The following is a 21,042-nucleotide window of genomic DNA, read 5'->3' on the forward strand; positions in this document are numbered from 1 at the left end:
ACCTCTTGCTCCGAATTAACCCTGAATCAGTATTTGGCTCTAAACAAACTTAAAGGCGGACCAATTCAGTTACGAATTGGTTCGCCTTTAGTGATTATTTAACTTTTAACAGGAATCATAGTTTACCATTTATAATCAATTGGGTCCTGTAAGCCCCGGCCAGTCGCTTTGTCCAACATAATGCGTTGTTCAAAGTGCGCCACATTTCGTTTAGTCTCCTTGACCATATCCGGATTGACTGAAACATAGTCGATGCCGCTTTGAATCAGGAAGTTAGTAAACTCTGGGTACTCTGATGGTGCTTGACCACAAATCGAAACCGTCTTGCCATCTTTATGGGCTGTCTTAATCAGGTGCCGAATCGCTCGTTTAACGGCCAAGTTCCGCTCATCAAAGAGGTGAGCCACCGTATCATTATTACGATCACAACCCAGAATCAACATTGCAAGGTCATTCGAACCGATCGAATAGCCATCAACGAATTGATTGAATTGGTCGGCCAAAATAATGTTGGTTGGGATTTCAGCCATCATATAGACTTTGAAGTCAGCACTCCGAGCTAGGCCTTCATCGCGCATAATGGTCGTTACTTTTTGTGCTTCGTCAACGGTTCGTACGAATGGAATCATGACATTTAAATTCTTCAACCCAAATTCGTTCCGAACTTTCTTGACCGCAGCCAGTTCCAACTTGAAGGCCTCGATATACTTGGAATCATAGTACCGAGATGCACCCCGCCAACCCAGTAAATCAGCTGGTTCATGCGGCTCGTATTTGTCGCCACCCTTTAGATTACGATATTCGCTCGACTTAAAGTCTGAGAAGCGTAGGACGACTGGCCGTGGTGCCATTGCCCGAACAACCTTCGCGATACCATCCGCCAGCATATTGACCACCTTTTCAGGGTGACCCTGCTCGATCAAGTATAGTGGATGTTCATGAATAAAGGTTGTCCATAGGAACTCTTCGCGCATTAAGCCGATTCCATCAGCTGGTAAACTTGAATATTTGTCAGCCAAATCAGGATCACCCAAATTCATCATCACGCCCGTAGCAGTTGGAGCAAAGCTCTCGGCCGCAATCACCTGACCAGCAACCGCCGTAGCACCACTCTTTGGCTTCAACATGCCAGCGACTTTACCTTGATAAACAACCCCGTTCTTAGCATCGACGGTTACGACATCGCCGGTCTTCAAGACGTCGGTTGCCGCGACTTTCTTACTTTTAGTGCCGACAATACATGGAATCTGCATCTCACGAGAAACGATCGCAGCGTGACAAGTCATGCCGCCGTTATTAGTCACGATCGCTGCAGCTTTCTTCATTGCCGGTACCCAATCTGGTGATGTCATTAACGTCACTAACACTTCGCCTTGCTTGAACTGATCAATGTCTTTCGGATTATCAATGACATGCACGACCCCACTGGCTAAGCCCGGACTAGCTGGTAACCCCCGGACGATAACTTTAGCATCCGCCTCATCCACAACATCTTCATCGTCAGCTGCATCTTTGTGCTTATTACGCTGTGACCAAACTGTTTCTGGCCGCGCTTGAACGATCCATAGCCGGTTGGTATTCGTGTCCAAAGCGTATTCCATGTCCATATAACAACCGTAATGCCGTTCGATTTCTTTAGCGTAGCCGGCCAATTCAATGACTTGCGCATCTGTTAATACTGGCTGACCCTGTAATTCATCGGGGACGGACTCTTCCTTAGTCCCGCCACCCGGTAACCGCATTAATTGGACAGGTTGTTTGATAATATTCTTTTCAACGATTTTCATTGATTGTTTATCGATAACAAAGTGATCCGGCGTAACTTTGCCCAACACAATATATTCACCCAAACCATAAATGGCATCGATCACGATCTTGGAAGCATCCCCATCCGCTACATTGACGGAGAACATGATCCCGGAAGCCTTAGAAAAGACCATCATTTGAATCGCCGCTGAGAGGGCCACTTTTTCGTGTGGAAAATGCTGTTTGTGCCGATAATATGTCGCGCGATCCGTGAACAGTGACGAGTAACATTGTTGAACCCGATTAACGACATCGGCAGCACCTTTAATATTTAAGTAAGATTCTTGTTGGCCGGCAAATGAAGCGTTTGGTAAGTCTTCCGCAGTCGCTGAAGAGCGAATCGCCACGAACGGATCAGTTTGCCCCATTTTCTTAGCGAGATCCGCATAGGCTTGTTCAATATCAGCCGCCAGATCTGCGGGCATTGTCGCATTCACGATCAAGTTACGAATTTGTTCGCACGCAGTATGCAATTCATCAGAATTTTCATAATCCTGAATGCTGGCTAACAAATCATTGACCTTATCATTCAATCCCGTCTGGGTCATGAAGTACTGATACGCCCGGGCGGTGGTCGCAAAGCCATATGGGACTGGAACATCCATCGATGACGTCATTTCACCCAGTGAAGACGACTTACCGCCCACTAGGTTCACATCTTCGCGGTGTAATTCATCAAACCATAAAACGTTTGCCGTATCACGACTACTCATAAGATTACCTCCCTATGTTCCTGCACTTGAATATCATCATTATCAAACTTAAGTTCTGTAAGCGTTTACATTAACCATTTATATTGTAGTTCATTTTTACACAAAGTAAAACCCATTTTCATTATTTTATCGGCAAAATATAGTTGGTGATGTTGACTGGTTACGCCCGTTAAAGTTCAACACAGGCTTGAAAGAAAAGGCATTTAATGGGGACATGTTTTCAAATCAACTCGGATTATAATGATAAACTGTAAGGCCAACTAATTAACGAACTTATTTCACAATATACGAAATCAACTCATTGTGGACGACGCAACCCAGTGTTTATCAAAAAAACGCAAAGTAGCCAGCGGTGATTACTTTCATCACCGCTGGCTACTTTAAGCGTCTAGCACTACAACTATGACTTAAGTCTAAATCGATATTTCACTAATCCGCAAGCGTTTCAACTGGTAGTTGCATCCCTTTCCAGCCTTCCAGTGCTCCTGCCAATTCGTATGCTTCAAAACCTGCGGATAGTAGCACGAGTAACGCCGTCTTGCCAAGGGTTGTTCCCCCCGTCCAATCATACACGACATAGGTCTTCGCCGGATCCAGTTCACCGATTCTGGTTGCCAGATCCTTGGCAGGCATCGCGATTGCACCCTTGATTTGATCTTTCTTCACTTGGGCCGGTGCATTCCGAACATCTAAGACGACGTACTTGCCCGTCGCATTTTGCATATCGGCTAAAACGGTGTGATGATCGATGTATAAGCTTAAATATGTTGTTAACAATTCAATTTTCTTGTCATTCATGATTAATTGCCTCACTTTTTAATTGTTGGGTGCCTTGCTTGATTTTATCCAATAAGCCTTTAAACTGCTGCTGCTCTTGAACCGTAAACGACGCAAAAATTGTTGTAACCGCCTTAAAATTGGCCGGTAAAAATTGCGTCAAAACACTACTACCGGCGGCGGTCAAATGAATGGCAACCGTCCGCTTATCATCTTGTGGATGCTGCTTTTCCACCCAGCCTCGCTTTTGCAAGCCGACCAGTAACTTGCTCACAGTCGCCCGAGCAGACCCTAGCTTTGTGGCTAACTCCGACGGCAATAGCGTGTGATCAGTTTCATTTTCCAGCAACATTAAAATAATAAACTTGGATTCTGAAAGTTGATATTGATCGAGTAATTGTTCATAGGTGGCTTGCATGGTTCGAAATGTCCACTGAAAATCCAGAAAAGCCAACACCTGCTCAGCATCCGCCGAGCTACTTGCTTTGCCCAGTGTCAATTGCACTCGCTGTTTATCTGGTCGATCACGAAACGAAAAGTCAGGCATTGAAATCCTTCTTTCTAAAGTTAATTAGCCGGCTAACTACTTTTAGAAGTATACACGCTTTTTCATCATCGTCAACCCTTAAATCGGACTAGCCGTTATTCGAAACACTCACCATTCAAATAACCCTAGCCATCAAGCACCACGACATTTTTCGTTTAAACTGATGCAGATTGAAATCAATAGATTAGCGTGCGCGACTCAACAGAAAACAAGCAGTCAGTTGTGAAACCTCCCAACACTCATGAACCCTGCGCACACCAGGTCCAGTACAATTGACACTCACCATAATCGCATATGCTATACTGATGATCACGATACCTATTGATTTGGAGGAGTACCCTAATGCACAAATTAGCTATTTTGGTGATGACAATTGGCCTTGCACTTGCTGGTTGTACGACCCAAACATTCGCTCCAGTGAAGCATCATCGGTCCGTCAAAGCGACGACCCAAAAAGTGATTCAAGCACCAACCAAAACATGGACTTTTGGTCAAGTCGTTAGTTCCAGCCAAACAAAACACGGCGTCGCCAGCAATTTAGACATTTCCGTGGTTGACAAAACTACTGCCCAATCAAGCTGGACCACTAGTAACGGCCAATTTTTGTCCGCCGGCGTCAAACATCGTCAAGTTTCGTACGCCAAATGGCACCATGATCAGCAACGCCATATCATGAAAAGTTACCGACACCGGCTGCATCACATGTCAGTTAGTCAAATCAACGCGGTTTTGAAAAAGCTCGGTGCCTCAATCCAGATTAACAAACTGACTGACTTAATTTACTTGGAATCCGGCAATCACACCGATCCGTTACCAGTCAACACCGCCTTTGCTGCTAAGGGGCACCACCTTTACGCTGTCAACATTCAATATTCAGATACTGAGCAGGCAACGACCATTGAACTGGGCCGCGATTTCACTGATACCAGTGCCAAGGCTGCGCCTAAACACGTCAACGTAACGAATTTGAATGGTACCTGGATCGCTGCCGAAACTACGACTAGCGCTAGCGATACAGGCAAGTTGCTGATCAAAGATGGCTACCTATATCAGCATCGTTATGATAGTTATGAACGATCTGCTATCCAGGACCTCAGTCACTATTCATTAGGCTCACTGAATCAAAACGTGACCTATGCGGCCTTCAAAACCGATGCAGCCCACGCTGGCTATCAATTAACACATACCGCCGTTGCCAGTGGTGATAGTACCGGTATGTTATATCTCATCATCAACGCTAATAAAATCATCCGTATCAATCAGCAGATTGTTACGACCTATACGAAAACCAGTGCCGTTGTCGCTGCTAACGACCTACCGAAAACAGACGTTGATTTATTTAAGCAAATGGATCAAAAAAAAGCTGGTGAAGTCGCCACGACGATTACGGTAAAGGCCGGTCCCGCGCAAGTTGGCATGACCAATAGTATTAACTATCTAACCGACCCCAATGCTGGTCAAATTACAGAGACAATCGTGGTCAACTAACAACCAGGCGCTTCATTTGAAAAATTATCAGGTAGTCACTTATCAAAAACGCTACTTCATAAAGCGCGCAGCAAAAGCCCTGTTGACCTAATTCCCACATCAAAATAAGCACGTTGTAAAACCACACTCTGGTGATTTTTACAACGTGCTTATTTTGTCATCGAACATCTGCACAGCATCAATAATTTTATGATTAACACAGTAACGCAATTTCACGACACCTCAAGCCGATTCAGAAAGTGGTCTGGTCAACTTACATCCCAGTTTGACACGACAATTGTCCCGCTTTAATCATGAAGAATACGACTAATTACGAGGTTAGCCCCTAATCATGCTCGTATTCACGTTTTAGTCGCATCCATCCTGCATGCAGACCCAAAGCCGTTGTAAAGGACAATAACCAGGTCAAACCATAACACAGCGCAATGCTCAGCCAGGGAGCCTTGACCATCAAAGTACGACCAAAACCGCGCCACAACAATTCAGACCAGAAAACATTCGCTAAGTATGCCTTATAGGCCATACCAGCAAAGAAATGTACAAATTTGCTAAAAGGCCGTTGACGACGAACTTGAATCTCACACAATGCCGCCAACAGGCCGATGACTGCTAGCGCATACCCCGTCATTGATGGTTTGTAATACGGGGCGTTGCGCAAATTAACCGGGAAGCCGTAACTGAACAGTTCCCAATTAGTCCAGATCAGGCCAACTAACCATAGACCAAGTAATCCCGGCCACCACTTGTTAAGCATGCGCTGAAAGGTATCTCGAAACACCCAAGCTAACATGCCATAGAACCCGAAAATCTGGAAACTGATAAAAAGCCGGTCCAGTAAATACCAACCACGGCTGTGAGGACCATGGAAAACTTGTTGGTTATAAAACCACAACCAAAGAACGGCGACCAGTGTTGTACCGCCAAATACGATCCAGCCGCGTCGAGGTCGAGACTGACACCAACGGCCAAGCGCCCAGAATAACGGCATTAATATGATAAATTGTAGCATCATGGTGTTATACCACAGATGAGGCGCTGCATTACCATTAACGAACTGCCAGAAAAATCCCCGCCAGTCATGATACTGGCTACCTTGCTGCAATTGTGGCATCAAGATTAAGTAGATCGTGGTCCACCAAATCGTTGGAATAAACAGCGCATGCCATTGCTGGCGCAGATAGTCGGTATAGGTCAACGCGGTCTGATTAAGCGTCAAACGCGTCGTCGTATAGAGAATGCCAAAAATAAAGGCCGGTGCCGTATACTTGACCAGATTATAAACAACACCAATCCCAGTTTGCATGGCAATCGACGGCCCACTTGCCAATGCGTCTGTGAGAATCGGTTGGGCCATCACCGCAGTACAGGCCCCTAGTTTGAGGTAATCGCCAACGTCAGTGACCTCCATCGACGGACTAGAAATCATCGTCACTGCTAACACCTCTTCGAATTTTTACCAGATCAACCGATGGTCAACCTTAAACCCAGTCTAATAGATTCCCATGGGATTACAAGTACACTTCGCGAACATTACCAGCTAATGATTGTATTTTTTGATACGATTCCAACTGCTTTACCCTTCAAGCAAACCATACACTTAAGCGACCATTTAGGCAAAAAATCGCGTCAGACCAGTCAGCATTAGCCGATTTACGGTCAGATACGATCGTGATTTCTTTATTATAGATTCCTTTACAGATTTCAATCCGGTGGTCTAAGTCCAACTTGCAAGTACTAGGCTGAGCAGTATCCAACCACCAGATTACTCAGCGTTTTGGTCCAACAACACAATGGCCTTTCCAAAACTGTCTGCCGCTTGCAAATAAGCATGGGCCGCCGGTACCTGATTAAAGTTAAAAATCCGAGCAGGGGCGACCGACACATGATATGCTGCGATGAAGTCAAATAAATCTTGCAACAATGTCTGAGAAACATCGCCAGAGGAAAAGCCCGTTAAATAACACCCATTCGGAATATCACTAATCGGGTCAAAATCAGGAACGGTCCACAGCCCACCTAATTCGCCCGTCATATTTACAATGCCGCCTTCGTTGAGATGCGACAACGAATCTTTGACACTGAGCGGACCAATCAAGTCGACAATTTTATCAAAATGAGCCGTTGCGGCTGGTAAACGAGCGCTATCCGGAGCGACAATGACCTCATCAAAGCCAGCATCAATTAATTGTTGGCGCTTAACTAGCCGCCGAGTAGTCCCGGCCACATGGATCTTCGGATTATAAGCCTTGATCAGATTTAAATCAGCAATCCCAACCCCACTAGTAGCTGCTCGAATTAGCACCCGGTCCGTCGCTTTAAGCTGCAAAGACTTAAAAATGCCATAGGCCGTGTAGTAGGTCTCAGGGGTTGCCACCAATGAGGCAATCGATAGATTCGTTTTGATCGGATAAACCTGCTCGTTCGGTAATAATACGTATTCGGCATAACTACCATCATATGCCCGACCCATCTCACCCATGATTGAAACCACACGTTGCCCAGACGTGAATGTTGCTGGCGCACTGGTCTCATCGACCACACCAACTACTTCGATTCCGAGCACTCGTGGGAACTGCACGCTCGGTGACTTGCCTTCCCGCGTAAAGATTTCTGAGTGGTTGATACCAAAACCTAAAACTTTTACCCGGGTCCACCCCGGTTTGACGTTCGGTTTAGGAAGCGTCGTTAATTGTAACGCTTCTGGTCCACCTGGTTGGTTCACGACGTATACTTGCAACTTTGCTACCTCCGTTCGTTTTTAATGCCAATTTAACGATAGCTGAGATTCACGCTTTTCGCAATTAATTAATCCCCTGCGGAATATCACCGTTAATATCAGCATTGTAATCATTTAGTCAATCGTCGCCAGAGGTCGCCGGCCACCGTCAAACCGATACCAGTCATTAACACTAATACGATCACTATTAAAGTTAGCCAGCCACTAATAGCCGGCACTCCCCAATCACTGCTAGCTAATCCGATGGTCAACAAACAGTTCAAGCCGATGGTCACCCCAACTGCGCGACTAGGCCGTCCCCGCCAAAATGGACCACTAGTACGAGTCATCAAGATTGTTAACATTGCACTAAATATGAGATAGACGTAAAGACTAGTGCTCAACTGACCGGCAGACAACCCCAAACCATGCAGCCAGACTATCAAACCAACACCCACAGCTGTCCAACCAGTCGCTAGGAACCCCGCAATTTTGCTTAAGCGGGGCATATCCCACTGTTCGGGACGATGGCGAATGGTTGTGCGATCAGTGCCAAGGACCAATGTTACTAAATCATTCAGAATAGCCACTAATACCATCGCATTCAGCGACAATGGCACGTAATCTAGCCATAAATAGCCGATTGTTAAAAGCACGGTCAGTTCGACCGTCCGAGTGAGTTTGGTAATTGTCCAAGTCAGCATCCGCTGGTAGACGCGATGACCATTGTCTAAAATCGTCAGAATATTTGCCAAACCACCCGTTAACAGGACGAACTTAGCACTTCGTTTGGCTAAATCAGTGGCATTGTCAACGGCAATCCCAACCTCCGACTGCTTTAATGCTGGCGCATCATTAACACCATCGCCCGTCATCCCCACCACGTAACCCGCGCGCTGCATAGCTTTGACAATTGCCAATTTATTCTCTGGAACAACTTCGGCAATCCCGGCAACTTGCGCTAACGGTCGCGAGTGCGTTTTAAAGGTCTGGTAGGAAACCACTTGGCCCTTTAATCCAACCGCATCAGCCACAGCCTGTGCTGTTTTTAAATTATCGCCTGTCAGCATAATCGTTTTAACGCCCCGGTGTTGAATCCTTTTTAAGGCCGCCGCACTATCTGGGCGCGGTTGATCTTGCAAAATCAACACACCTTGTAAAACATTATTAATCATGACCGCCACTGAACGGCCCCGGGTCAAATCCAGTTGGTCGATTGCTAAAGCCGGTTGCTGTGCGGTTAACTCGTACAAACGACTAAGTGCACCAATACGTACCCGCACAACTGTTGGCGCTTCACCAACTAGCGCTTCGGCATAACCAACACTTGCATCAAATGGCTTAAATTCCTGCTGTGGCAGCCGTTTCAACTGATAGCGATGAGCAAAGTTCACAATTGCTTGATCCACCACGCTAGGATGTCGCGAATCGGTCGCGCTAGCTGCTAACCGCAACAATTGCTGATCTGATCTGGCCGACAAATTTTTAAACTGCACGACTTGCGGCTGATTTGTCGTTATCGTTCCCGTTTTGTCAACAAGTAATAAATTCAAATTGGCAGCTTCCTGAATACCCGTTAATTCACTGACCAGAATCCGCTGCCGGCTAAGTTCACGGGCTTCTACCGAATTTGCAACTGCAAAACTTGACGGCATTGCAATCGGAATCGTCGCAATGAACAGCATCGCTAGAAACGGTAACATCTGAATCATATCTGCATGGCGAATTAACGCTATCCCAACAATGATGAGTGCTAGAGCACTATCTAACAATGCCAAATAACCAATAATTTTACCCAATAATCGTTGTAAATGACCAGGCGCATTGTTTTGATTAATCAAACTGACTGTTTTTCCAGCCCGACTATGACTTCCAGTCGCCAGTACGCGTGCTAAAGTTTCCCCGGCTACCACCATTGTGCCTGCAAAGGCCGTTTCACCCGACGTATGGATAACTGCAACGGATTCACCGGTTATTGAGCTTTCATCCGTATAAATTGGATTCGTCAACACACGAATATCAGCCGGGATTACACTCCCTACCTGTAAACTAATCAGATCACCCACAACTAAAGCCTTCGCATCAATCAACTGCCAATGACCAGCACGACGTACCGAACTGGTTGGCGTCAATTGATGCGCCAGCTCCTGTAAAACCAAGGCCGCACGTCGCGATTGAATTGCACCATTGACGGCTGCAAAGACCAGCATTAACGCAATAAAGCCAGCCTGAATTTCTTTACCCAAAACAACTTCAATAACTAAGGCTCCCTCCAAAATCCATGCCGATGGTTCCCATAGACGACTGACTACGGCCTTAAAAAAGTTAAACGTTGGTTCTGGGACATCATTAAATCCATCTGCCGCTAGTTTAGCGGCTGCTTGTTGCTCCGTTAAATCTTCAATCATGTCTGCACCTCGAATTTGACAAGCACCACTGGCAACCTAACTGTCGAATCAGGTTTATCACAAATAATTAGTCAAACATCACGTTATTTGGGAAGTGTGCCAACCGAGCACCGTCAGCACCTAATTCTTCCTCAATCCGCAATAATTGATTATATTTTTCAACGCGTTCAGAGCGGGCTGGCGCACCAGCTTTTAGCTGAGCCGCATTGGTGGCCACTGTGAAATCAGCGACGAAAGTATCACCAGTTTCGCCAGATCGGTGTGACATCATCGTGGCATAACCATTTTTGCGAGCTAGCCGAATCGCGGCCAAAGTTTCGGTAACGGTCCCGATTTGATTTAATTTAATTAAAATATTGTTAGCCATCCCCCGCTGAATTGCTTGCCGAATTAATTGCGGATTAGTGCAAACCGGATCGTCAGCCACAATCTGAAGCTGGTCACCATGAGCAGCTGTAAAGCTTGCAAAGTTATCCCAGTCCTCTTCCCCGTATGGGTCCTCAATTGAAACGATTTCTGGAAATTTCGCTAATAACTGCAGATAATAATCGCCAAGAGCTGCCGGCGTGTACGTTTTGCCTTCAAAGTCATAATTGTGGGTCGTTCGATTATAAAAATACGAGGCCGCCGCGTCAAAAGCAATCGCAATTTCTTTACCAGGTGTATAACCAGCTTTAATAATCGCATCATGTAATATTTGCAAGGCTTCTTCTGAGTTTTTAAGATCAGGCGCAAAGCCACCCTCATCACCTAAACCAGTCGTGTACCCGGCATCTTCGATAACTTTTTTCAAAGTATGATAAGTATTCACGATCTTTTCAAAACCGTCCCGAAAACTGGTTCGTTCGACCGGTGTAATCATGAATTCTTGAATATCAATGCCATTATCTGCATGCTCCCCACCATTGATCACGTTATGAAATGTTTGGGGTAGCTCTAAATCAGTGCCACCTAAGTAACGATAAAGCGGCTGCTGTAATGCGTTTGCCGCCGCTCGTGCCGTTGCCATTGAAACACCCAAAATAGCATTCGCACCCAGACGCGCTTTGTTAGGCGTACCATCTAGGTCAATCATGATTTGATCAATATGGGCTTGGTTAAACGGGTCAGCACCATGTAAAGCATGATTAATGACCGTATTAACATTATTAACAGCCTTAAGAACACCTTTGCCGGCTAAACGATCACCACCATCGCGTAATTCAACTGCCTCTTTTTCTCCAGTCGAAGCTCCCGATGGTACTTCCGCGCGTCCTAGCGTCCCATCTGACAAAATAACGTCAGCCTCAACTGTTGGATTACCCCGTGAATCAAAAATTTCGCGAGCCTTTACCGTTTCAATAACTTGTTTTTCCATATCAATCTCTCCTTCTTAACCAAAAAGAAAAGACGCCTACTGTCTGAAAAACAAACAGTAGACGTCATCAAATTGATTATCAATTATTATGTGGCGAACGTCATCGCCGATTAACTTTTGAACAACTAAAGATTACACCTTCTCAAAACAATGTCAATCTTTTTATAACATTTTTATCGTTGACCAGCTTGACGCGTCTTCATTGCCAATATCATGGTCCCCAATTCAATCAGCACTAAAATCAGCAATAACCCCAACGCCATGGTTGACCCTAACGCTGTCCGATGCGCACTAGTTCCAGTCGTCTGTACTTGAACTAACGTGATAACGGCGGACACGACTGAAGTCCCAATGGCCCCTGCAAACTGCTGCATGGTATTGAACACGGCATTGCCATCAGCTTGATGCTCAGCTGACAACTGCTGTAAGCCACTCGTCATCGTATTACCCATGGTTAAGCCAATACCAATCATTAATAAAATGTAAATGGCTAAAATCAAACCGCCTGACAGGTGCATCCCCAACACCGTAAACAGTGCCATGGCAATAACCAAAATTGTTGAACCCGTTAGGACTGGTTTGGCTGCACCCAGACTGTCTAGAATACGTCCACCTAGTGGGGCAAAAACAGCCCCGATTGCCGCGCCAGGTAGTACAAACAAGCCAGCTAACAAAGCACTCTTGCCGTTCACTAACTGGATGTAGTTGGGCAATATGAAGGCCAACCCGAGGGCACAGATTTGAACCAAAAAGTACGCCATTAAGTGCAAATCATAAGATTTTGTGGTAAAAATCGCCAGATTGATTAGCTGTTGTGCCGCTCGACGTGTGCGGATAACGAACCCCACAAGACCAATCAGACCGACTACTAGCCAAGCCACAAAAATCAGTGGTTGCGTGGTAATCGTGGCTAATTTGCTAAATCCAATTGTAAAGCCAACGAATAAGAGGACGATCATCAGCCAACCGACCACATCAAATCCAACTTTAACTGTCGGCTGGGCTTGCCGAATCGCATATAGCCCTAACACAAGTGAAATCACGAGTACCGGGATCAGCAGCACGAAAATCCAATGCCAATCCATCCAACTAACGATCAAGCCCCCAAAAGTCGGCCCCAGTGCTGGGGCGATTGCGGTAATCAGCGTGCCAATTCCCATCAAGGTCCCTTTCTGCCGTGCCGGTGCCCAATCAATAATAATATTAAACATCAACGGTAAAGCAATCCCAGTTCCCAGTCCTTGAATGATTCGTCCAGTGACTAAAACGGGAAAACTGGTCGCGGTCGCGTCAACGACCAATCCCAGTATAAACAATAAATTGGCTGTCACAAACAGCGTTTTAGTGCGAAAACGGCGTTTCAGAAACGCCGAAATTGGTACAATAATTGCAACTACTAACAAGTAAGCCGTGGTCATCCACTGGACCGTCGCCGTATTGAGTGCAAATTCTCGCATCAACTTAGGGAAAGTGATATTCATCGCAGTCTCCACGATCACTCCGCAAAATGAAAGTAATCCGGCAGCCACGATTGCAAGAATCAATTTGAGGTCAACACGTTTTTCCATACTTAAAATCAGCTCCTTAACCTATAGTTCGAATACGAACTAATTAACTATTTTAGCACACTATTTCAAAATTTTAAGTCCTATTTTAATTGACTTTTTAACAATTAGTTCTTATAATTCACTTTAGTTAGAATACGTACCATAATATCATTAAGGAGTCCTCCCATGCAAGATTCATTAGGAATCATGATTAAGAAAGCGAACAATGCATTAGCCAGGGACTCAGACCATTATGCAAAATCACTGGGACTAACTGGCATGCAAATCAGTACGATCAACTTTATTGCCAACAATGAACAGCATCACGACCTCTTCCAACGGGACTTAGAATTAGAGTTCAATATTCGTAAAGCAACCTGTTCCAGCCTCGTTTCCAAAATGGAAGCCGCTGATTTACTCATTCGCGTGCCAGCAAAGGACGATGGTCGCTACAAACGACTACTCCTAACACCCAAGGCCCGCCAATTAGCCACCAAGATCGAACGTTTCTTTGAAACCAGTGAACAACGAATGGCGACAATTTTAGGGGTAAATACCGCCGAAACTTACGAAGCCCTGCGACAAATTGCCGTTGCTTTTTCAACACCGACCCATGCACCTGAAAATTGGTACTAACCGTTCAAAGACCCGCTGACAGTCACTGACTGCCAGCGGGTCTTTGATTTTACGATCGATCAACACCGATTACTCGGCCAAAAAACGTGTAAACAGCTGTTGATAAATTGCAATAAAGTCATAAAACATCTGTTTTGGTAAACTTTCATTGACCTGATGTTGGGTCATATTACCCGGTCCATAAACCGCAAAGGGAAAAGCGGCTGGTTGACGCTTAGCCAAATTAGAAGCATCGGTAATTCCCGGACTTGAGGCAACGACAACATCGCGGCCAGCATAAGGCTTGCCAATGGCCTGCACTAACTTTACTAACCGATTATCAGCCGTGGTTGCAATTGGTGACTCATTCATGATAACGGTCATCTTAATGTCAGCACCTTGCTGATTATATGCCGCGATCAGGTCCGTTAATTTTTGGGTCACTTGGTCATTATCGTATTCCGGAATCGTCCGCACATTAACGAGTGCAGTCGCTAAATCGGGTAACGAATTTACTTGGTCCCCACCGTTTAACACGTCAATGTTAAATCTGACCGGTCCCATCTCGCCTGCCGGAATCGTTTCAAAGTAGTCATTGGCTTCATTGAGTAATTTAATCAGCGGGACTAAGGCATTATAGCCGCGTTCGGGTGTCGAACTGTGTACTGCCTTACCCTTAGACGTCAATTTTAAGTCATAAGACCCCTTCTGCTCAGCCGCTGTTCCATAAACCGTTGAAGGTTCAGCAATCAGTAAACCAGCTGCATCTTGCATCGCCCCTTGTTGATAAAAGGCAGCAGAACCAGCTTCACCAACTTCTTCGCCCATTGTCGCCAACAAGCGAATGGTGCCATGTTTAGGGCCACCTTGCTGCTGAATATTGATCATCGCAACGACTAATGCGACTAAACCAGCCTTCATATCCGTGACACCCCGACCAAATAACTGACCGGATTTTTCTACTAAGGTGAAAGGATCGGTGTCCCACGCCGCCAGGTCACCCGCCGCAACCACATCCATATGACCGGAAACTGCTAAAACAGGCTTCCCATGACCAATCTCAGCAACTAGATTTGCACGATCACCGGTAATGGGGTGAATTTTAGCTGAAATATCATACTTCGCCAACAGGGCTTGCAAATATTTTGCGACCGTCAACTCATGGTCGTTAACTGATGGAATCTTAATCACATCCGCTAGAATCTTAAGCGCTGCATCGTCTTCAATCGTTCGCATATTTTGCCACCAACTTTTTTATCTTTTATTTTAGTGTAGCACGAGACCCAGTCATTTCAATCATTAATTGGATTAACGACACTAAAAATAGGGATTGTTCAATAAGGGTTGCCAAAGCATTTAGGAACTACATCACGAACACGCTCGTTGACACTGATACTAAAAAACGTGGTGCCATCAGAAATTGGTTTCTAATAGCACCACGTTTAAATATTAATTAATTATTTCAGGAATAACCTGTTACAGTTATGTTGGATTAACTTACTTCAAGCTCTTGTTGACCCACTTAATAAAGTTGGTTTCATTGTTACCCTTGCGTTCTGCTTCGGTATGGCCCTGGCCCCAAACCGTCGCAAAATCAACACTTTTAACTTGTGAATTTTGTTTTAGCGTCAATGCTAAGTTGGTCTCAACAGTCAACGCAGTATCACTCTGATTGATACCCGTCCGAATCCGCCAGTACTTGGCTACCTTGCTCGTGTTATAACCGTCATAATAACTGGTTAGATAATATAGTGGGTTATATAAGTTCATCCGCTTCTGAATCGAACTTCCCTGGGCATCCGTCTTCTTCAAATCCGACCGGTAAGCTTTGGCGTAGCTTGCTTTGTAGTTCTTCAACTTGGCATACTTCGACTGATTAGTCGTTAATAACTTGCTGATAGTTGCGTCAAAATGGTTAGCACTACTCCCATTCGTGGCAAATAGCTTATTTTCTGTTTGTTGGCGCGTCAAGCCATCAAAAGCCCCAACATCCTTTGAAGCCGTCTTACAATGCTTGACGAATGCTTTCACGCTCGTAATCGTTGCCGTGTTTTTCTTAGCATTATACGTGATCCATTTGCCGTTCTTATTGAGCGCCTTAATATAAGCAGTCGCCGTCTTATAAGTCTCACCACTCGTGGACGAACTGTTAGTCGCCGTGCCAGATGGCGCACTGCCAGACGGCTTACTCCCGCTCTTAGCCGTACCGCTTGGCTTCGACCCACTAGGCATTTTACCACTCGTTAAAGTTTGTGACGCTGCGCCACTTGGTCCTTCGTTGCTAGTGGCTTTATATGGGAAAGTCGTGTCCTTCAAAAAATTATTCAGTGATTGCTCAACTTCTTTTTTCAGATATGTCGCATAAGTCCCCGAAGTATAAATACCACTCGTCGATTTTTTGAGCGTCAAGGTCTTGCCGTTGGCATCTTTCAACCCTAATTTATTGATATATTGTGCATAACTCGTCGCCATATCATTCGACAAAGCTTTGGTCCACGTACCTTGTTTACGAGTACCAGAATTCGAGTATTGCCCCATATTCCATTCATAAGCTTCATTGGCCGTATCTAGGCTAGTGATTGGGCACCAGGCCATCGCACCGGCCACTGCATCACTAGTAGATTTACCCGTTGTTGTCGCTAACGGGGCCCCAATTGCTTTCAAGTAAGTGGTGTACTTTTTGCTGTCACCGGTGGCACCCATTAACGCACTTTGGGCACCCCCACCACTATGGCCAAACGTGAAAACTCGGTTGGTGTTACCAGCAATACGGCTACGATTCAAACGCAAGGTGCGCACCGCGGCCTTCAAATCAGTCACACCCCATGGCGACGAACCATTGGATTTATCTGACTGACTCAAACCACGACAACCAGCGGCAACGTATATAAAGCCAGCCTTAGTATACTTGTTCGCACTGCTATCATAACCCGTTGGTGCCGTTTGCGCAGCATAACCAGGTGTATTCACGGGCATCACGATTGGGGCAGTTTTAGCCGTGTACCCCTTAACCTTAGCCTTGTTATTGAACGTAATCGTGTAAGTCTTCTGTCCACTAGCCTTGGCATTCACGTACTTTGCCGGAATAAAGATTCCCATTGATTCATACGTACTACTCGTTGTTTTAGTACCATACTTAACGCCAACCTGATAATACACTTTATTAGTGGCATTGTAGTGCCATTGCTTTTGGTTGATCAACAGTTTCTTGGCATTTTTCACATCAGCCTTTGTGACCGTCTGTTTCGTTGCTTTAGCAACTTTCGCCACTGTGCTCGTTGGATGTTTAGTCTTCGTTTCGGAGTGTCCGCAAGCCGCTAACCCAACACTCATTACTAACAAACCACTCATCAGGGGCACAATTTTTCTGAATTGCATGATAAAACTCCTCTACAATATCTGACTTTATTAGTTGGTGAACACGTTTCACTCCCATTGCCGCTAAAAAATCAGTGCAAAAGAACGACGGATGATACGGTAGTCGTAATGACCACGTTACCAGCTATCAATAATTAGAATTAGTCCCTTTACTGGTAAGGTTATTTTATCATCGCCATCATAGCCCCAGCAACACATCACACCTTAAACTTTCAAGGTGTACAACGAAACGGTCAAGCTGACATTTTCGCAAACAATTCATTCAAAATCCTGCATGCTTCGGTCTCAAAAAGCGCTTAACACCCTATTTCAACGCAGTATTATTCATAATTAAGTGGCGTGTTGCCCGTGATTGTCAGGGTTTAATATTTTTTTACGCCCGTGTCAAAATTGAGGTTCGCCCTGTTGTCTGATCATTAAAATATTCATACTGAACTAGTTCGGCATACGACCCAGCAATGTTGACCACATTCGTATAGCCGCGCTGAAGTAACGCGCGGACCATATTGTAACTTCGCTGTCCGGTCTGACAATGAATATAAACTGGCTGATTGGTTGGAATTTCCACTAAGCGCTGTCGAAACTGACTCAGTGGAATATTATGCGCGCCCTTGATGTGTCCATCAGCATACTCTTGTGGTTCACGGGCATCGATAATAAACGCTCCCGCCAAGACCAGCTGTCGAACCTGCGTCACCGCAACCTGCTTAAATTCATCATTCAGGACGTTTTCCGCCACTAAGCCAACCATGTTGACGACATTTTTGGCGGTACTGACCCATGGCGAATAACATAATTCAACATCTGTCAGGTCACTGACTCGACCGTGCATCGTGATTAGACTAGCGATAATATCAATCGGTTTGTCGACGTCCGATTGACCAATGGCCTGTGCGCCCAAAATCTCACCGGTCGGATAACTGAATATCAACTTAAGAAAGACGGCTGTTGTCCCTGGCATCACGCTGACCCGATTCTGTGGTGCCACCGTTGCGAACCGATAATCAAGTTGCTGGTGCTCACACTCAGTAGCGTTCAGGCCCGTTGACGCCACGTTTAACGTAAAGACGTGAAGAACCTGCGATCCGATCACACCCTGATACTGTGGCGTCCGCCCGTATAAATGATCCACCATGTGTCGGGCCTGCATTTGTGCAGGAAATGCCAATGCTAGCCGCGTAGATTGACGTGTAAGCCGATTAGTCACTTCAATGGCATCACCCACCGCATAAATGTCGGCCACGGACGTCTGGTAACGATGATCAACCTTGATACCACCGGTCACGCCTAACGCACAACCCGCTTGAACCGCTAATTCAGTTACTGGTGTAACCCCAATTGCCACAATCACTAACTGGCTGGTCACGGCGCGTCCCGAGGCGAGCTGCACTTGTGTTGCACCAATGGCCGTCACTTGTTCTTGCAGTATCACCTGCACACCGTGATCGTATAGTTCCTTGTGTACTAGCTGAGCAAACTCGTCATCCAAAGTGCCCAAGACGTGCTCGGCAGCCTCAATGATTGTGATCTGATAGCCAGCCTGTTGTAAATTTTCAGCCATCTCTAGTCCGATAAAGCCGCCGCCAACAATCGTCACATCATGAACGTGTTGTTCAGTCAGATACGCTTGAATCGTTCGGACATCTTGAACATTGCGGACCGTTTTAACATTGGGCCGGTCGATTCCCGCAATCACTGCGGGTAGTATCGGTCGAGCACCAGGTGAAAGAATCAGTGTATCATATGGGACGATCGTCGTTGCTACCTGTCCTTGCCGTTTGATCATCACTGTCTTAGCCTGCGCATCAATGGCGACAACCGTTGTATTCACTTGAACGTCAATATTGTACTGTTGCTCGAATTGCATCGGTGTCTTTAAAATCACGTCATCGGGCTGGTCAATCACATCACTGAATGTGTACGGTAAGGCACAATTGGAAAATGAGACATCCGGCCCCTTTTCAAAAATTGTAATCTGGGCGAACTCGTCCAATCGACGCACGCGGGCCGCCGCTGAAGCACCACCACCAACGCCACCAACAATGACCACTTTTTTCACTTTCATCTGAACCATCCTTTCGTAGGTATGCTGTAGCCCTGCCACTAATTAGCTTAATTTTAAGGGTTTCAAGGCGTAACCACAACATCAACGCCGATTAATTCAACCGTTTTCATTAATTGACGTCATTGGCTTTCTATTTAAGCTAAAATAAGTTAGTATGTGTTTAACACTTAAAAAAACTTAAGGTGATCAATTATGAACCAAAAAACACGCTTAGCATTGATTCTTGATGAATTAAAAACCCACCCATCACTGAGTTTAAAAGACATTATGCAATTAACGGGGACTTCACGCGACACTGCCCGGCGCGATATTGTCAAACTCGCAGCTCATAATTTGGCTGAACGAAACTACGGCGGCATTAGTCGGCCGAATACGTTTAATAAGCTAGATCAGTACCTGGACCGGGATGATGACTTACTGCAAACTAAACGAGCCCTGGCCCACACTGCCAGTTCGTATTTACTAAATGATGCGTTATTATTTCTAGATATCTCAACCACCGTTGCCTGTCTACCACAATATCTCCAGTCCAAGCACCCCGGCATGATCGTTACGAATTCCCTTGACATTGCTGACCAGGCATTACGACATAGCAATTTTCAAACGCGTATCCTGGGTGGCACATTAGATGCACAACAACGGTGTGTTCAAGGCGCTGACAGCATTCTAGCACTACACAAATTTCGATTTACGACCACGGTCTTGAGTTGCGCTGGGTTGACCGCAGACGGCGTTTATTACGCTTACGAATCTGATATCGCTTTAAAGGAAACGTTACGCGCCCAAAGCGACCGGCTAGTGCTGTTGTTTGACCACACCAAGGTGAACGTCAGCCACAACTTCAACTTGCTAGCTCTCAGTGATTTTGATTACTTTGTGACTGATCAGCCACTACCGGATAACCTAGCTACTAAAATTGCACCTGATAAACTTATTTACCTTTAGAGGAGGATCATTAACATGCCATCTTCACTATTAACTACTCAACGAGCAATGTTAGCCCTGATTCAAAGCGGATTAGCCTACACGACTGACCCGTTCGACAAAGATCGCTATCAAAAGTTACAAACCTTATTGATTCAACAAATGGCCGCCGCTGCCAACGTCGCCACTGCTGACCTGACGGCTGCTCTAACTCAGGACTCTGGCTACATTACCCCCAAAATCGACGTTCGCGGCTTGATACGCCATGGTAATCAGCTACTACTCGTTCAAGATATTAAAACGAAACTATGGGCCTTACCAGGCGGCTTTGCTGACGTGGGCTACACGCCGACTGAAAATGTGCAACGCGAGGTGTGGGAAGAGACTGGCCGTCACGTCGCGGTTCAGGGGCTCATCACCGTTTTTGATACTGCTCTACGTGTCGATATTCCCCAACCATTTCAGTATTATAAATTGGTCTTTGCTTGTGAAATTACTGATGGCCAATTTGAGCCTAACATTGAGGTCGCCCAAACAGCCTACTTTACGCTCGACAACTTGCCACCGTTGTCCCAAAACCGGACAACCGAAGAACAGTTGGCACAGCTAATGGCATCTTCCACTACCATCACAGTCGACTAAATGACTGCTGAAGCGCCAAAAACATCCCGACTAGCCTGTCTGCTAGCCGGGATGTTTTT

Annotated in this window: 15 protein-coding genes and 1 riboswitch; of the genes, 4 read left to right on the forward strand and 11 right to left on the reverse strand. The window is 45.7% G+C overall.

Annotated elements, in window-relative coordinates:
* Positions 1–122: 122 nt before the first annotated feature.
* The 3 genes from ppsA to E5260_RS08205 all read right to left on the reverse strand — a co-directional run bounded on the left by ppsA (position 123) and on the right by E5260_RS08205 (position 3,843).
* Complete coding sequence (gene ppsA, locus E5260_RS08195) at positions 123–2,519, reverse strand: phosphoenolpyruvate synthase (RefSeq protein WP_003640616.1); 2,397 nt, start codon at positions 2,517–2,519, stop codon at positions 123–125.
* A gap of 429 nt (positions 2,520–2,948) precedes the next feature.
* Positions 2,949–3,317, reverse strand: a complete 369-nt coding sequence (locus E5260_RS08200) for a rhodanese-like domain-containing protein (protein ID WP_003640617.1) — start codon at positions 3,315–3,317, stop codon at positions 2,949–2,951.
* Positions 3,310–3,843 (reverse strand): MarR family winged helix-turn-helix transcriptional regulator, encoded by a 534-nt coding sequence (locus E5260_RS08205; RefSeq protein WP_003640618.1) that lies wholly within the window; start codon positions 3,841–3,843, stop codon positions 3,310–3,312. The genes E5260_RS08200 and E5260_RS08205 overlap by 8 nt, the downstream gene beginning before the upstream one ends.
* Before the next feature lie 342 nt (positions 3,844–4,185).
* Between E5260_RS08205 and E5260_RS08210 the strand changes: the two genes are divergently transcribed.
* Positions 4,186–5,331: a hypothetical protein gene (locus tag E5260_RS08210; RefSeq protein ID WP_003640619.1), complete on the forward strand. Its 1,146-nt coding sequence runs from the start codon at positions 4,186–4,188 to the stop codon at positions 5,329–5,331.
* Between the two features lie 325 nt (positions 5,332–5,656).
* On the opposite strand, the gene E5260_RS08215 is transcribed toward E5260_RS08210, so the two are convergent.
* From E5260_RS08215 to E5260_RS08235, 5 genes are all read right to left on the reverse strand, one after another.
* The gene (locus E5260_RS08215; protein WP_024971783.1) at positions 5,657–6,757 is read right to left on the reverse strand and encodes an acyltransferase family protein; all 1,101 of its coding nucleotides are present in this window, start codon (positions 6,755–6,757) and stop codon (positions 5,657–5,659) included.
* A gap of 336 nt (positions 6,758–7,093) precedes the next feature.
* Entirely contained in the window at positions 7,094–8,068 is a 975-nt protein-coding gene (locus E5260_RS08220) for a zinc-binding alcohol dehydrogenase family protein (RefSeq protein WP_003640622.1), read from the reverse strand.
* Between the two features lie 110 nt (positions 8,069–8,178).
* Entirely contained in the window at positions 8,179–10,455 is a 2,277-nt protein-coding gene (locus E5260_RS08225) for an HAD-IC family P-type ATPase (RefSeq protein ID WP_003640623.1), read from the reverse strand.
* Between the two features lie 67 nt (positions 10,456–10,522).
* The gene (gene eno, locus E5260_RS08230; RefSeq protein ID WP_003640624.1) at positions 10,523–11,812 is read right to left on the reverse strand and encodes a phosphopyruvate hydratase; all 1,290 of its coding nucleotides are present in this window, start codon (positions 11,810–11,812) and stop codon (positions 10,523–10,525) included.
* A 51-nt stretch (positions 11,813–11,863) separates the two neighbouring features.
* Positions 11,864–11,929: riboswitch (Fluoride riboswitch) on the reverse strand.
* A 56-nt stretch (positions 11,930–11,985) separates the two neighbouring features.
* Positions 11,986–13,380: a DHA2 family efflux MFS transporter permease subunit gene (locus E5260_RS08235; protein WP_003640625.1), complete on the reverse strand. Its 1,395-nt coding sequence runs from the start codon at positions 13,378–13,380 to the stop codon at positions 11,986–11,988.
* Positions 13,381–13,545: 165 nt separating this feature from the next.
* On the opposite strand from E5260_RS08235, the gene E5260_RS08240 reads away from it, so the two are divergent.
* Positions 13,546–13,995, forward strand: coding sequence for a MarR family winged helix-turn-helix transcriptional regulator (locus E5260_RS08240; protein WP_003640626.1), 450 nt, complete (start codon positions 13,546–13,548; stop codon positions 13,993–13,995).
* A gap of 69 nt (positions 13,996–14,064) precedes the next feature.
* Here E5260_RS08240 and E5260_RS08245 read toward each other — a convergent pair whose 3' ends face one another.
* The 3 genes from E5260_RS08245 to E5260_RS08255 all read right to left on the reverse strand — a co-directional run bounded on the left by E5260_RS08245 (position 14,065) and on the right by E5260_RS08255 (position 19,417).
* Positions 14,065–15,210 carry an ArgE/DapE family deacylase gene (locus E5260_RS08245; RefSeq protein ID WP_003640627.1) on the reverse strand — a complete coding sequence of 382 codons (1,146 nt, stop codon included), beginning with the start codon at positions 15,208–15,210 and terminating at the stop codon, positions 14,065–14,067.
* Between the two features lie 261 nt (positions 15,211–15,471).
* Positions 15,472–17,352, reverse strand: a complete 1,881-nt coding sequence (locus E5260_RS08250) for a subtype A tannase (protein WP_003640628.1) — start codon at positions 17,350–17,352, stop codon at positions 15,472–15,474.
* Positions 17,353–17,725: 373 nt separating this feature from the next.
* Positions 17,726–19,417, reverse strand: coding sequence for an FAD-dependent oxidoreductase (locus E5260_RS08255; RefSeq protein WP_003644449.1), 1,692 nt, complete (start codon positions 19,415–19,417; stop codon positions 17,726–17,728).
* Between the two features lie 192 nt (positions 19,418–19,609).
* On the opposite strand from E5260_RS08255, the gene E5260_RS08260 reads away from it, so the two are divergent.
* Both E5260_RS08260 and E5260_RS08265 read left to right on the forward strand, forming a co-directional pair.
* Complete coding sequence (locus tag E5260_RS08260; RefSeq protein ID WP_003640630.1) at positions 19,610–20,362, forward strand: DeoR/GlpR family DNA-binding transcription regulator; 753 nt, start codon at positions 19,610–19,612, stop codon at positions 20,360–20,362.
* A 15-nt stretch (positions 20,363–20,377) separates the two neighbouring features.
* Positions 20,378–20,983 carry an NUDIX hydrolase N-terminal domain-containing protein gene (locus E5260_RS08265; protein ID WP_003640631.1) on the forward strand — a complete coding sequence of 202 codons (606 nt, stop codon included), beginning with the start codon at positions 20,378–20,380 and terminating at the stop codon, positions 20,981–20,983.
* The last annotated feature ends 59 nt before the right edge of the window (positions 20,984–21,042 follow it).

The sequence above is a fragment of the Lactiplantibacillus plantarum genome (assembly GCF_014131735.1).
GTDB lineage: Bacteria > Bacillota > Bacilli > Lactobacillales > Lactobacillaceae > Lactiplantibacillus > Lactiplantibacillus plantarum.